We start from the raw sequence: 14,500 nt of genomic DNA on the forward strand, positions 1-14,500 counted from the left end.
CAAGAATGCGCACTCGACGCCGTGGCCGATCGGCAACGCACGCGCGGCAAAGCGTTTTAATCCCGGATCGGACGGATCAGACCCTCCTGCGCGACCGAGGCGACGAGCATGCCGGCCCGATCGAAGATCTGTCCGCGGGCGAAGCCGCGGGCACCACCGGCGACCGGACTGTCCTGCGCGTAGAGGAGCCAGTCGTCGATCTTCACCGGGCGATGAAACCAAAGCGCGTGATCGAGGCTGGCGGCCTGGATGGTCGGATCGAACACCGAGCGCCCGTGCGGGATCAGCGAGACGTCGAGCAGGGTCATGTCGGAGGCGTAGGCGAGCACCGCCCGGTGGAGCGCGGGATCGTCCGGCAGGGAGGCGGCGGCCCGCAGCCAGACATTGAAGACGGGCTCGGGCGGCCGGGCTCCCGCCCCGGCGGGGATATAGCGGTTCAGGTCGACGGGTCGCAGGGCGATCGGGCGCTCGCGACCGAAATAGGCGGCGATCGCCTCCGGCATGCCGGTGCGCCCGGCCGCCGCCAGGGCCTTGCCGTCGAGGAGGCCCTCCGGCCCCGCCACGGCCGGCATCGCGGGCTGGTGCGTCAGTCCGTCCTCGGAAACTTGATAGGAGACCGTCGTGGCGAAGATCGCCCGCCCGTGCTGGATCGCCTTGACCCGGCGCGTCGTGAAGCTCCGCCCATCGCGGATGCGCTCGACCTCGTAGACGATGGGCGTGCGGGGATCGCCCGGGAGCATGAAGTAGGCATGCAGCGAGTGGGCCGGGCGGTCGTCCGGCACCGTCCGGGTCGCGGCGACCAGCGCCTGCGCCACGACCTGGCCGCCGAAGACCCGGCGCCATCCGGTCTTCGGGTTCTGGCCGCGGAACAGGTCGACCTCCAGGCGCTCGAGATCGAGGATGGCGATGAGTTCGGCGACGGCATCCGTCATCGCGTCGGTGTTGGCGTCGGTCATGAGCCGCAGGGTTTCCGTTCGTTGCCCGCGTGCGACATAGAGCATCGTCGCGACAGGTGACCACCTTTCGGAGACGGGCGATGCGACGCAAATGTTGCACGCAGGGTGCCGGATCCGGGTTCCGGCACCCTGCGCGCGGCGTTTCGGACGAACCGATCCCCCATCCCGCACGCGGGAGCCACACCAAGGATCCGCCACGATGACGGCCGATATGCCCCGCCCCGGCAGCCGCAGCCTCCTGATCGCGGGCGGCGGCCTGCCGAGCCTCGCCCTCGCCCTCGCCCTGAAGCAGGCCCACGGCCCGGCGCTCGCCGTGACGGTGATCGATCCGGGCGCCGCCGATCCCGCACGGCACCGGGGCCGCGCCTACGCGGTGGCGGCGGGGGGCCGGCGGATGCTGGGTCAGCTCGGCCTGTGGGCGCGGATCGCGGGCGCGGCCGAGCCGATCACCGAGATGGTGATCAGCGACAGCCGCCTCGCCGATCCGGTGCGCCCCGTCTTCCTCACCTTCGGCCGGGACGACGCGGATGCGCCCGCGGCGGACGAGCCCTTCGCCCACATGGTCGAGGCCGAACCCCTGGCGCAGGCCCTGGCGGAGGGCTGCCGGGCGGCGGGCGTGGCCTTCGTCACGGCCGGCGTGGCGCGCGCAGCGCCGGAGGGTGCCGCGATCCGCGCCGAGCTCACGACGGGGGCGAACCTGCGGGGCGATCTCCTCGTGGCGGCCGACGGGGCGCGCTCGCGCCTGCGCGAGGCGGCCCGGATCGGCTGGGTCGGATGGTCCTACCCCCAGGTCGGCATCGTGGCGACGATCGGCCATGCCCGGCCGCACGAGGGCCGCGCCGTCGAGCATTTCCTGCCCGCGGGCCCCTTCGCGATCCTGCCGCTGCGGGACGGCGGTCGCCTGGGCCACCGCTCCTCCATCGTCTGGACCGAGCGGTCGGACGCGGCGGACGCGCTCCTGTCCGGGGCGCCCGACGAGGTCCTGCGGGAGATCGAGAGCCGGTTCACCCTGGATCTCGGGACGCTCGCGTTGGAGCACGGCCCGAGCCGGCACGCGTTGGCTTTCGGGCTCGCCCGGGCGTTCCGCGCCGAGCGCCTCGCCCTGTTGGGCGACGCGGCCCACGTGATCCACCCGATCGCCGGCCAGGGCCTCAATCTCGGCCTCGCGGATGCCGCCGCCCTCGCCGAGGCGGTGACCGGCGCGCTGCGCCTCGGCCTGGATCCCGGCGGCCCCGACGTCCTGCGCGCCTACGAGCGGGCCCGGCGCTTCGACAGCTTCGCCATGGCGGCGGCCACCGACGGGCTGAACCGCCTGTTCTCGAACGATGCCCTGCCGCTGCGGCTCGCCCGCGACCTCGGCCTCGGGATCGTGGACCGGTTGCCGGGGCTCAAGCGCTTCTTCATCGGCGAGGCCGCCGCCGCCCGCGGCTCGCGGCCCCGGCTGATGCGGGGGGACGCGCTGTAGCGGCATCGACCCGGTTCCGATCGCCGGACCTACGCCCGGGCATTTGCCGGCCTGGCGGATCCGGCGCTCGTACCCCCTGGGAGCTACGCTATTCGGGACGGCCTGCCCTCGGCCTCAGCCGGCGACGAGCGAGCGGGCCCGGCGCATCCAGCGCAGCGGGGCCTCGACGAAGGCGGGATTGCGGTGCTTGAAGATCGCCGATTTCAGGAGGCTCTCCGGGACCTCCCACAGCTGGGCGGACCCGACCGGAAAATGCGCGACATCGCCCGGGGCCAGGTGATGACGCTTGCCGTCCGCCTCGGTGATGAAGACCTCGCCATCGAGGATCGTGATGATCTCGTCGGCCTGATGGGTCCAGCGGAACGTGCTCGCCGAGGTGCGCCACAGGTAGACCTGCGCGGTTCCGTCGTGGGTCTCGGAGACCTTCGCGACCTCGGTCACGGGATCGCCCGAGACGATCCAATCCGCCGGGATCGGCGCGGGCGTGAAGGACGCGACCCCGGGTCGGAGCGCCGCGCTGGCCACGGGACGGTTCCCCTCGTGCAGCCGGATCTCCGCATAGGCGCCGGCGGCGATCAGCCCGAGAGCCGCAACGACGGGGATCTTCTTCACGGTCGTCTCCGGGGCTCGGGGTAGGGATACATCCGAACGACGACCGCATTGTCGACGCGCCGATCGTCAGCGACCAGCAGCCCCGACCGATTTTCCAGACTATCCCTCTGTTCTTCAGGTGTTGTCCTTAATCCGGCCGTCGCGTGGGCCGGTCGCCCGGCGATGTCGGCGCCCCCGGGCCAGCGGGCTCCTCCGGCGTTGCGCCGGGGGCGTGCGCGGAGGCGGGCGGCGCACGACGCCGTCCCGATCCTGTCGAGACGGAGCCGGCGCGGTCCCCGCCCCGTGCGGAAGCGGGGTCGGTCGCGCCGCCCGAGCCGGCGACGTCCGCCCGCCCTGCGACAGAACCCGACGGGTCCGGGAACGAGCCTAGACCGCGGCCTCCACCCGGCGCTCCGTGATCCAGCGCGTCGCGTCGGCGCGCGGGGCGACCACGTCGGTATCGGTGCGCAGCTGCGGGCTGTAGGCCGGATCCTCGACCAGGACGTCCTGCCAGCGCCGGAGGAAGCGCGCGATCTGCGAGCCCGGCGCGAAGCTGCTCTGCCGCGACGCGCTCTCGTGGTGGGCCATCTCGGCGAACGGCGTGTAGACGATGCGGTAGCCGAGCTGGCGCATCTTCAGGCACAGGTCGACATCGTTGAAGTCGAGGGCGAAGTCCTCGTCGAAGCCGTTCACCGCCTCGAGCACGGCCTTGCGCGTGGCGAACAGCGCGCCCGTCACCGCCGAGCAGTCCCGCTGAGTCAGGGCCCAGTCGCCATAGGTCGGCTCGGCCGCGTCGCGGTTGTACCAGGGATGGGCGAAGACATCGAAGATGCCGCCGGTCATGCCGGCGTGCTGGATCTTGCCGGTGGGAAACAGCAGGCGGCCGCCGGCGCCCCCGATCCCGCGGTCGACCGCGAAGGTCAGCAGCGCCTCGATCCAGCCGGGCCGGCGCACCACGAGGTCGTCGTTCATCAGGATGACGAGGTCGGTCTCGGCCGCGCGCCAGAGGGTGTTCATCTTGGCGGCGTAGTTGAACCGCTCCCCCGGTGCGCGGGTCGTCAGAAGACGCGTCACGGCGAAGCGGTCCGAGCGGCCGCGATAGATCGCGTCGTCCACCGTGTCGTCGCCGATCAGCACGCGGATCCGGTCGGCCGGGTAGGTGCTGCGGCCCAGGCTGTCGAGCAGGTTGATCACGTGCGGCTTGGCGCCGTCCAGCGCGCGGCCCTGATCGTCCTTCGGCCGGCTCTGGTTGGTCGGCACCACGAGGGTGACGGCCGGCCGCGCGTCGAGGGTGCGGCGGATCTCCAGGGTGTCCGGCGTCAGACCGGGACCCGTGCGCAGGGGTACGCCCGTCGTCTCGAACCAGCGGTCGAGGGCGTGGGCGCGGGCCGTGCGCGTCGCCTTCGGGCGCTCCAGCGGCGAGGCGATCAGGGTCTCGGGGATGCGGTCGACGCCGATGCCCGCCGAGACCGCGCCGAGCAGGAACCGGAACCAGGCGGCACTGCCGTGGCGCAGCCCGAAATCCGGGCTGAGGCCCGCGAGGGCCGAGGCGCGGATGAGGAGGGGGAAGCCGATGTAATCGTCGGCCATGAGCAGGGCCGGGTTGAAGGCCGGCTTGCAATGGACGCTGCGGACCTGCCCGGCGCCGTCCACCACGGCGTCGTCGCCGTAGAAGATGCCGATATCGGGACGCGCCGCCATCGCGGCCGTGAGATGCGCCACCAGGTCGGGGCGCAGATCCGAGGCCGCCGGGGCCACGAACAACGCCCGGCATTCCGGCATCTGGCCGGCGGCGACCTGGCCGAGGCGGCGCTCGTCGAGAGGGCGGACCTGGGCGTCGAGGGGCAGCGGCAGGATCGCGTCCGGCCACGCGAGCGTCCCCCAGGAGGCCGACGGGGCCGGAGCGGGTTTCTTCTTCAGCACGGGGCGCGTCTCCGGGGGATCAGTACGGTTCGGTGGCCACCGCGTCGTTCCGGAACCCACGGAACACGACAAACGTGGGCCGGCCGGCGCGACGCCCCCCCTCTCCCGTGCGGGCTACCGGATCCACACTTCTCCCTCGGGACGAGGAGAATGAGCGGGATGCGCGTCTCTCCCTCCCCCCGCGGAGGGGGAAGGGAGAGACGCGGAAACGATCGCTCTCGTTCTCGAACGGAGATGTGTGAATCCGCTAGCCCGTGCGGGAGAGGATTGGGGTGAGGGACGGGAAGGTTCAGGATGGATCTCGCCGGCGACGCGCAGTCCCGTCGTGCCTCTTCCGGACAGACCTGATCCCTCCCCCCCACGGGAGAGGGGACCCGCGCCGCGCGCGGCGACGCTGGCGTCGTTGCCATGAACCGCATCCGGAAACCGGACGCCGCACGCAAATCTCGATGCGCCATCATCTCTTTTCGAATGCCGGCACCCGCTTCTCGGGATGATGCTCCAGCAGGCGGTCGAGGCTCGCCTCCATGGCGGCCGCCACGGCGCCGATCGACAGCCGCTCGCGGATGCGCGCCCGGGCGGCGGTTCCGATCCGCGCCGCGTCGCCGCCCGTCACCGCCCGGGCCGCATCGGTGAGCGCGCGGGCGAGGTCGGCCTCGTCCACCTGCCCCCACTCGGCGCCGCGCAGATACGGGCCGTAGGTCTGGTCGAGGGCAGTGACCTCGGCCTTCACGGGGAAGCCGCAGGTGGCGTCGAGGAAGTCGCGGCAGCCGCCGTAATCGGTGGCGACCACGACCTTGCCCATCTCCATCGCCTCGGCGATCGTCAGGCCGAACCCCTCCGAGGAATGCGACGACGCGTAGACCGCGCAGAGGTCGAACAGGGCGCCGAGCTCGTTCTGGGAGAGCGGCTGGTCGATCACCACGACGTCGCCGGACCGGCCGACGAGGTCGAGCAGCTTCTTGCCCTCCTCGGGCAGGTCGAAGACGTGCTTGGTCTTGAGCACCAGCTGCCAGCCCCCCTGGCCGAGCCCGGCGGCCCGGAAGGCCCGGATCAGCGCGTGCGGGTTCTTGCGGGCGAGATAGCTCGACCCGTCGAAGGCGTAGAGGATGACCCGCTTGGCCGGGTCGATCGCGAAGGCCTTGCGCAGGTTCGCCTTGGCCGAGGCGCTCGCCGGCTCGCCGACCTCGTTCTCGACCACGTAGGGCACCACGTCGACCGGGATGTCGGTGATCTGGCGGAAGATCGCCGCGCAGAACTCGGTCGGCGCCCAGATCGCATCGAGTCCGTCGACGGTGGGCAGCCAGCCGCCGGGAACGTGGGAGGTCTCCCAGACGAACAGCCCGATCTTGAGCCGCGCCTCCGCGGCGATCGCCCGCTGCCGGTCGCTCATCAGGGAGTGCCAGCTGTCGCCGTTGAAATGCACCAGGGCGACATCCGCCGGCCCCGAGAAGCTCCGGGCCTGCCAGGCCGGCGCCACCCGGGCATGGACATGGAACGGGCGCTCCATCGGGTGGACGTTCAGCGCGAACGGCGTGCGCTGCAGGGCGCGGGCGTAGCTGCGCGCCGCGACCCCGAGGCCGTTGGCGTAGTTCATCGGTGACACGTAGGCGACGCGCAGCGGCCGCGCGGGCGCCTGGGGGCGGCGCAGGTCCGCCCAGATCTTGTCCCCCGGATACGTGTAGGTCTGGTCGAGCCGGTCGAGGTCGAAGCCGCGCTCCCCGATCGCGTCGCGCACCGCCGCGCCGCCGATCGCGGCATGCTCGCCGAGCAGCGAGCGCTTCACGAACGGGAAGCCCTGGCCGAGCATGTTCTCCCAGTCGAACAGGGTGCGGTTGTTGCGCGGGTCGTTGACCAGCGTCATGTGCTTGTTCTGGGCCGAGAACAGGCTGCGCATGCCGAGCCCCGCGGCCCGCATCCGTCCCGAGAAGGTCAGCTCGTACTCGGTGATCACCGAATTCTTGTCCGGCCAGTTCGCCACGGACTGGATGAAGTGGCTGAACGCGTAGGACGACAGGCAGCGCCGCTTCAGGGCCAGGAAGAAGCTCTGAAGGTGGTGACTGTAGTAGAAATTGTCGGCGAGCCCGATCACCGCCTCCGGGAAGGCGTCGATCTTCGCCAGCAGCCCGGCGAAGTCGACCGGGTCGAGGGGGCCGACCAGGCTGTCGTTGGCGAGGTACAGCGTCTCGGAATCGAGGATGTCGACATCCTCCAGGAGGACATGCGCCCAGGCGGCGAAGTCGAACCCTCGGTTCTCCCGGAGATAGACCGAGGCGCAGAGATCCAGGATCGCCTCCGGTACCGCGTTCTTGTGCTGGTCGGCCGCGATGATCAGGACGATGTCGGTCCCGTTCTCCGCGAAGGCCTTCAGGTAGGGCTCGACATGGCCCCGGATCCGCCCCTCCGGCGCGTGGGTGATGAACAGGGCCGTGCGGCCGTGCCGGCGCGCCGTGCGCTTCAGGCAGGAGAGCCGGGCGTCGGCCGCCTCCGGCACCGCGGCACCGGCGACCCGGCGGGTCAGGCGGCCCGCCTCCAGACCGGTGGTCACGTAGTCGACGAGCGGGTTGAGCCCGAGGGCGGCGACCTTCGGGTACCGGGCGCGGTACCAGGGCGCGTCGAAGCGGGGCGACGGGCTGGTGGTGCGACCGCCGTCGGCGAGGAAGTGCACCAGCGGGTTCTGCCCGGTCGCGTCGTCGGCGAGATAGGTCTCGGCGTACCAGCGCGTGTCGAACCACGGGCCGGGATCGAGGCCCTCGTCGGCGCCGTGCTCGAGGTAGTGGACCAGCGGGTTGAGGCTGTCGGCGCGCACCGCGGCGGATTGCGCGGCGTACCAGTCGGGATCGAACAGGGGGTGGGGTGCGGACCGGCGGTGGCCGCCCGCCATCACGTAATGCTCCAGGGGTTCGAGCCCGCTCGTCTCCGCCTCGGGGCAGCGCGCGCGGTAGAAAACGGCGTCGAACAGGCCCGACCGGCGGATCAGGTCGACATGCCGCGACAGGCCGGCGAACTCCTCCGGGGTGCGCAGATAGCCCTGCTTCCGGCCGGTCTCGTAATAATGGGCGAGCGCGTTGCCGCCCGCCGCCCGGGCGTCCGGGTAGCGGGACCGGTACCAGGCCGTGTCGAACAGGGGTGACGGGTCGGTGTCGGTGCTGCCGACGAAGTGGCGGAACGCCCCGGCGCGGTGCTCGCCGCCGCCGAGATAGCGTTCGGCGTACCAATCCGGGTCGAACAGCGGGTTGGGGGCGATCCCGGCCGCGGCGCCGCGCTCGACATAGTGGATCAGCGGGTTCACGGCCTCGGCGCGCAGGCCCGGCACGGCATCGAGGTAGCGGTCGCCGTGGAACAGCGGCGACGGCCAGCGGCCTTCGCGGCCGCCATGGACCGCGTAGTGCACGACCGGATCGATGCCCTCGCCGACCACGTCGGGGTAGCGTCGCGCGTACCAGGCCGGATCGAACAGCCCGGAGTCCTTCACGGCCTGGACCAGATCCGCCTGTCGGGGCTCCGCGCGGCGGCGGCGCTTGAGCCGACGGGTCAGGGGCCGTGCGAGGGTCTGCGCCGCCCCGGCGAGGCCGGCCTTCTCCGACGATCCGGCGACGAACACATCTCGAAGGCGCATGGCATGGTCCGGATACGCGGGAAGCCCGCAAAGCTGCCCACGCCGCGATCCGCGAGAGACATCAGGGGGTTCGGCCGGTCCGGCGGTCGCGGACGGGACCGCCCCGGCTTGGGCGCCTTCCTAATGGTCCGGCCCGCCCGCGCCAAGAGCCAGACCGGCGCCGGGCGGGATTCGCGGACGGGTCGAGGCGGAGCGCCGCGCGGTCGGACGGTCCCCGCGGCGGCCCCGGCGCGGGAGTCGCACACGCCGGCGGGACGCAGATTTTAGAAAAACGCCGGATCGTCTATCCGGCCGCGGCCGCGTTCGTATACGAGCCGGGCGCGCGGAGGCGTCACGCCCCGAGGGGCGGCGCCCGCGTGCCGGAACCCATGGAGCCGACCGTAATGAGTGAACGCATCATCCTCCGCGCCGGCGAAGCGCTCGTGGCGGGCGGCCCGCCCAACACCGCCTCCGAGCCGGAGGTCATCATCGGCGAGCTCGACGGTCCGGTCGGCACCGCCATCGCGACGCTGACCGGCGACCAGGTGGTCGGACACAGCCGGGTCTTCGCCCTGCTCAACACGGACATCATGGTCCGGCCGGTGACCCTCTGCGTCTCGAAGGTCAGCGTGACCGAGAGCAAGTACACGTCGATCCTGATGGGCACGGTGCAGTTCGCCATCGCCAACGGCGTGCTCGACGCCGTGCGCGCGGGCTACATCCCGAAGGAGAAGGCCAACGACCTCGGCATCATCTGCTCGGTCTGGCTGAGCCCCGGGGTGATCCAGGCCGAGACGGTCGACCACAAGGCGCTGTTCGAGATCCAGCGCAAAGGCATGACCGAGGCGATCCGCAAGGCCATGACCAACGAGCCGTCTATCGACTGGCTGCTGGAGAACCAGGACAAGATCGTGCACAAGTATTACACGATGGGCCTTCAGGGGAAGATCTGACCCTCGTCATCCAGCCGGCGGGGGAGGACGGTCCGAGCCGGAGCGCAGGCCAGTCCCCGTCCGCGCCGCCGGCGGAACGTGTTCGACGCCTGAAGATCCGGACTACGCCTCGCCCAGGGCGACGGATGACCGCGAATCGCCGTGCGGCGATCCCGACCTTGCCAGCCCGGTGCCATCGGCCCCACACTCGGGGGATGACCGGCGGGGTCCCGCGCGGCCCCGGGCAGGAGATGGACATCGGCATGACGCAGGGGATCAACCCGGCCACGACCCTCGACGACGGCATCGTGGCGACCGCCGAGAGCTGCCTCGCCGCCGTCGGCGCGGCGCGGGACGCGATCCACGGGGTGATCTTCGGGCAGGAGAAGGTCGTCGACCTCGCCCTCGTGACCATCCTGGCGGGCGGCCACGGCCTGCTGGTGGGTCTGCCGGGGCTGGCCAAGACCAAGCTGGTGGAGACGCTCGGCACCGTGCTCGGCCTCGATGCGCGTCGCGTGCAGTTCACCCCGGACCTGATGCCCTCCGACATCCTCGGCACCGAGATCCTGGAGGAGGATGCCGAGCGCCGCCGGGCGTTCCGATTTGTGCAGGGTCCCGTCTTCACGCAGCTCCTGATGGCCGACGAGATCAACCGCGCGAGCCCGCGCACCCAGTCGGCCCTGCTCCAGGCCATGCAGGAGGGCCACGTCTCCGTGGCGGGCGCCCGCCACGACCTGCCCCGGCCGTTCCACGTGCTCGCCACCCAGAACCCGATCGAGCAGGAGGGCACCTACCCGCTGCCCGAGGCCCAGCTCGACCGGTTCCTCCTGGAGATCGACGTCGGCTATCCCGACCGCGCCGCCGAGCGGCGGATCCTGATCGAGACCACCGGTGTCGACGAGGTACGCCCGCGCGCCGTGATGGCCACCGAGCAGCTGCTCAGCGCCCAGCGCCTCGTGCGCCGGCTGCCGGTGGGCGAGGCCGTGGTCGAGGCGATCCTCGACCTCGTGCGCGCCGCCCGGCCCGAGGGCGGCGACGCCCTGGTCAAGGACAAGCTCCTCTGGGGGCCGGGCCCCCGCGCCAGCCAGGCGCTGACGCTCGCCGCCCGCGCCCGGGCGCTGATCGAGGGCCGGGTCGCCCCCTCGGTGGCCGACGTGAAGGCCCTGGCCGAGCCGGTGCTCAAGCACCGGATGGCGCTGAGCTACACCGCCCGGGCCGACGGCGAGACCATCGAGGGCCTGATCCACAAGCTCGCGGAGAAGCTCTGACTTTGGTTGCGACGAACGCCCTCGATGCAGGCAGGCGCGTACCCGGCAGGCGCGAGAGCGAGGGCGCGACCGCCCTGTCCGACAAGATGCCCCGCCTCGTCCTGGAGGCGCGGCGCGTATCGAGCCTGCTCGCCCACGGCCTGCACGGGCGCCGCCGGGCGGGACCGGGGGAGAGCTTCTGGCAGTTCCGGCCCTTCGTCACCGGTGAGGCCGCCGCGCGGGTCGACTGGCGCCGCTCGGCCCGCGACGACCGGCTCTACGTGCGCGAACGCGAATGGGAAGCGGCCCACAACATCTGGCTGTGGATCGACCGCTCGGCCTCCATGGGCTTCGTCTCGGACCTGGCGTCGGCGTCCAAGATCGAACGGGCCCTGGTCCTGGGCCTCGCCCTCGCGGACGCCTTCGTGGAAGGCGGCGAGCGGGTGGGCCTCCTCGGCCTGACCCGCGCGAGCGCCTCCCGCGGCATCGTCGAGCGTCTGGCGCAGGCCCTCGTCGCCGACACCGCCGGACTGACCCGGGATCTCCCGACGCGGACGAGCCCGGCCCGCTTCGACGAGGTGGTGCTGATCGGCGATTTCCTCACAGAGCCCGACCGGATCGCGGCCTCCGTGCAGGGCCTCGCCGGACGCGGCAGCCGCGGGCATCTCCTGATGATCGTCGACCCGATCGAGGAGACGTTCCCGTTCACCGGCCAGGCCGTGCTGCACGATCTCGAGGGCAGCCTCAGCCTCGACATCGGCGATGCCGATGCCTGGGGGACGCGCTACCGGGCCCGGATCGCCGAGCACCGGGCCGCCTTGGCCGCCATCGCCCGGCAGCAGGGCTGGACGCTGACGATCCATCGCACCGACCGCCCGGCGAGCGAGGCGGCCCTGCGGCTCGCCACGCTGATCGCCGCGCGCGGGCCGGAGTGAGGTCGCCATGCTGGGTCTGACCTTCGCCGCGCCGCTGGCGCTCGCCGCCCTGATCGGCCTGCCGGCCCTGTGGTTCCTGCTGCGGGTGACCCCGCCGCGTCCGCGCCGGATCGACTTCCCGCCGCTGAAGCTCGTGGCCGACCTGATGCCGCAGCGGCAGAACCCGGCTCGCACGCCGCCGTGGCTGCTGATCCTGCGGCTGCTCATCGCCGCCGCGCTGATCCTGGCGGTGGCCGGGCCGGTCTGGAACGCCGGCGGCGTCGGGGCCGGCGGCGGCCGCAGCGCGCTCCTCGTGCTGCTCGACAACGGGTTCACCGCCGCCCACGACTGGCGCGACCGGCTTCGGGTCGCCACCGACGCCGTGGAAGGCGCCGCCCGCGACGGACGGCCGGTGGCGGTGATCGGCCTCGCCGACGCGCCCGCCGCCTTCGACGCGAAGGTGCCGGCCGCCGCGCTGGAGCGCCTGCGCGCCCTGGCGCCCCGGCCGATCCTGCCCGTCCGCGACGCGCATCTCGCGACGATCGAGACCTTTCTGGCGAAGAACCCCGGGGCCGGCCTCGTCTGGATCGGCGACGGCGTCGCCGGGGCCGGCGACGAACGCTTCGCCAAGGGCCTCGCCGCCCTCGTCGGCGGCAGCGGCGCCGCGCTGACGATCCTGCGGGCCGACCGGCCGCCGGCGCTCGCGCTCACCGTCACCGAGAAGGGCGGCACCCTCGTCGCCCGCGCCCTTCGGGCGGCCCCGAACGGTCGCGATGCCGGGGTGATCCGGGCGCTGGACCAGAAGGGCCTGCCGCTGGCCGAGCGCGATTTCGCCTTCGCGGCGGAGACCACGGAGGCACAGGCCACGTTCGAGATGCCGGTGGAGCTGCGCAACAGCATCAGCCGGCTGGAGATCGCGGGGGAGCGCTCCGCCGGCGCCGTGGTGCTGCAGGACGAGCGCGGCAAGCGGCGCCGGGTCGGCCTCGTCTTCGGCGGCACCCTCGACCAGGCCCAGCCCCTGCTGGCGCCGACCTACTACCTGGCCCGGGCGCTCCAGCCGTTCGCGGACGTGCAGGAGCCCCGCGGCGCCAAGGGGACGGCCGAGTCGATCAACCAGCTCCTCGACAACCAGGTCTCGGTCCTGGTGCTGGCCGATGTCGGCGCGCTGGACGAGAAGACCACCGCGCGGATCGAGAGCTTCGTCAAGGAGGGCGGGATGCTGCTGCGTTTCGCCGGCCCCCGGCTCGCCGCCGGCAACGATCCGCTGGTGCCGGTGCGGCTGCGCCGGGGCGGCCGGACGCTCGGCGGGACGTTGTCCTGGGACAGCCCGAAGACCCTGGCGCCGTTCCCGCCGGAGAGCCCCTTCGCCGGCCTGAAGCCGCCGGCCGACATCGGCGTGCGCCGCCAGATCCTGGCCGAGCCAGACGGCGACCTGCCGAACCGCACCTGGGCCTCCCTCGAGGACGGCACGCCGATCGTCACCGCGCAGAAGCGCGGCCAGGGGATGCTCGTTCTGTTCCACGTCACCGCCGACACGACCTGGTCGAACCTGCCGCTCTCGGGCCTGTTCATCGACATGCTCCGGCGCGTCGTGGCCCTCGCGGGCGCGGCGGTGCCCCGCCCCGGCGAGGCCCCGCGGGCGGCGGCCCCGGTGCTCGCCCCCCGGGTGACCCTCGACGGGTTCGGGGCGCTGGGCTCGCCCCCCGTCTCGGCCACCGCGGTGGCGGCCGATTACGCCGACCGGGCGAGCCTGGAACACCCGCCGGGCTTCTATGGTCCGCCGGACGGAGGCATCAGCGTGAACGCCCTGAACCCGGAGGACCGCCTGAAGCCCTTCGACGCCGCGGCGCTCGAGGGCGCCCGCGTCGGGTCGCTCGCCGGGGCCGAAACCCTGGACCTGCGCCCGAGCCTGTTCACCCTGGCGCTGCTGCTCCTGGCCGTCGATACCCTGGCGGGCCTGTGGCTCGGCGGCTTCCTGCGCCGCGGCGGGCTGGCCGGTCGCCTGCGCGGGCGCCCGGCGGTGCTGGCGATGGCCGGCCTGCTGCTGCTCGCCGGCCTGCCGGGTCAACCGGCGCGGGCCGAGGAGCCGGTGGCCAACCGGCCGAACGGGATCGAATCGGGGCTGGTCACGCGTCTCGCCTACGTGGTCACGGGCGATGCCGGCCTCGACGAGGCGAGCCGGACCGGGCTCACCGGCCTGACCCAGATGCTGTCCGCCCGCACCGCCCTGGAGCCGGGCGAACCCGCCGGCATCGATCCGGCCAAGGACGAGCTGGCCTTCTACCCGCTGATCTACTGGCCGATCGCCCCGAGCCGGCCGCAGCCCTCGGAGGCCGCGATCCGCAGGATCGACGCGTTCATGCGCAACGGCGGCACGGTCCTGTTCGACACCCGCGACGCCCTCACCGCCCGGCCGGGGGGCCCGGCCTCCCCCGAGGCCACCTACCTGCGCAAGATGCTGGCGACGCTGGAGGTGCCGGAACTGGAACCGGTTCCCCTCGACCACGTGCTGACCAAGGCGTTCTACCTCGTGGATAGCTTCCCCGGCCGCTACGCCACCGGCCAGACCTGGGTCGAGGCGCTTCCCCCCGCCGCGGAGGGCGCCGAGCGCCGCCCCGCCCGGGCCGGCGACGGGGTCAGCCCGATCATCATCACCGGCAACGACCTCGCCGCCGCCTGGGCGGTGGGCCGCCGGGGCGAGCCGCTCTACCCGGTGGTCGGCGGCGACCAGCGCCAGCGCGAGATGGCGTTCCGCGGCGGCGTCAACATCGTGATGTACACGCTGACCGGCAACTACAAGGCGGACCAAGTGCACGTCCCCGCCCTGCTGGAGCGGCTGGGTCAGTGAGTTCCTTTCCCGTTGACGCGTGCGGC

9 protein-coding genes are annotated in these 14,500 nt (G+C 72.7%); 5 read left to right on the forward strand and 4 right to left on the reverse strand.

Going from position 1 to position 14,500, the window contains the following annotated elements; translation table 11 throughout:
• Nucleotides 1-56: 56 nt before the first annotated feature.
• The gene (gene tesB, locus MKL01_RS09195; RefSeq protein ID WP_243904909.1) at nucleotides 57-956 is read right to left on the reverse strand and encodes an acyl-CoA thioesterase II; all 900 of its coding nucleotides are present in this window, start codon (nucleotides 954-956) and stop codon (nucleotides 57-59) included.
• Between the two features lie 199 nt (nucleotides 957-1,155).
• Here tesB and MKL01_RS09200 point away from each other — a divergent pair, with 199 nt between their 5' ends.
• On the forward strand, nucleotides 1,156-2,421 hold the full coding sequence (locus MKL01_RS09200; RefSeq protein ID WP_243904910.1) for an FAD-dependent monooxygenase: 1,266 nt from the start codon (nucleotides 1,156-1,158) through the stop codon (nucleotides 2,419-2,421).
• A 114-nt stretch (nucleotides 2,422-2,535) separates the two neighbouring features.
• Here MKL01_RS09200 and MKL01_RS09205 read toward each other — a convergent pair whose 3' ends face one another.
• From MKL01_RS09205 to MKL01_RS09215, 3 genes are all read right to left on the reverse strand, one after another.
• Entirely contained in the window at nucleotides 2,536-3,033 is a 498-nt protein-coding gene (locus tag MKL01_RS09205) for a cupin domain-containing protein (RefSeq protein ID WP_243904911.1), read from the reverse strand.
• Nucleotides 3,034-3,399: 366 nt separating this feature from the next.
• Nucleotides 3,400-4,935, reverse strand: coding sequence for a glycosyltransferase family 2 protein (locus tag MKL01_RS09210; protein ID WP_243904912.1), 1,536 nt, complete (start codon nucleotides 4,933-4,935; stop codon nucleotides 3,400-3,402).
• 457 nt (nucleotides 4,936-5,392) lie between these two features.
• Nucleotides 5,393-8,554: a rhamnan synthesis F family protein gene (locus tag MKL01_RS09215; protein ID WP_243904913.1), complete on the reverse strand. Its 3,162-nt coding sequence runs from the start codon at nucleotides 8,552-8,554 to the stop codon at nucleotides 5,393-5,395.
• Between the two features lie 383 nt (nucleotides 8,555-8,937).
• On the opposite strand from MKL01_RS09215, the gene MKL01_RS09220 reads away from it, so the two are divergent.
• The 4 genes from MKL01_RS09220 to MKL01_RS09235 all read left to right on the forward strand — a co-directional run bounded on the left by MKL01_RS09220 (nucleotide 8,938) and on the right by MKL01_RS09235 (nucleotide 14,474).
• Nucleotides 8,938-9,486, forward strand: a complete 549-nt coding sequence (locus MKL01_RS09220; protein ID WP_243904914.1) for a formaldehyde-activating enzyme — start codon at nucleotides 8,938-8,940, stop codon at nucleotides 9,484-9,486.
• 242 nt (nucleotides 9,487-9,728) lie between these two features.
• The gene (locus MKL01_RS09225) at nucleotides 9,729-10,733 is read left to right on the forward strand and encodes an AAA family ATPase (protein WP_243904915.1); all 1,005 of its coding nucleotides are present in this window, start codon (nucleotides 9,729-9,731) and stop codon (nucleotides 10,731-10,733) included.
• 2 nt (nucleotides 10,734-10,735) lie between these two features.
• Nucleotides 10,736-11,647 (forward strand): DUF58 domain-containing protein, encoded by a 912-nt coding sequence (locus MKL01_RS09230; RefSeq protein WP_243904916.1) that lies wholly within the window; start codon nucleotides 10,736-10,738, stop codon nucleotides 11,645-11,647.
• 7 nt (nucleotides 11,648-11,654) lie between these two features.
• On the forward strand, nucleotides 11,655-14,474 hold the full coding sequence (locus tag MKL01_RS09235) for a DUF4159 domain-containing protein (RefSeq protein WP_243904917.1): 2,820 nt from the start codon (nucleotides 11,655-11,657) through the stop codon (nucleotides 14,472-14,474).
• Nucleotides 14,475-14,500 lie beyond the last annotated feature (26 nt).

This window comes from Methylobacterium sp. J-070 (assembly GCF_022829385.1).
In the GTDB taxonomy this organism is placed as follows: domain Bacteria; phylum Pseudomonadota; class Alphaproteobacteria; order Rhizobiales; family Beijerinckiaceae; genus Methylobacterium.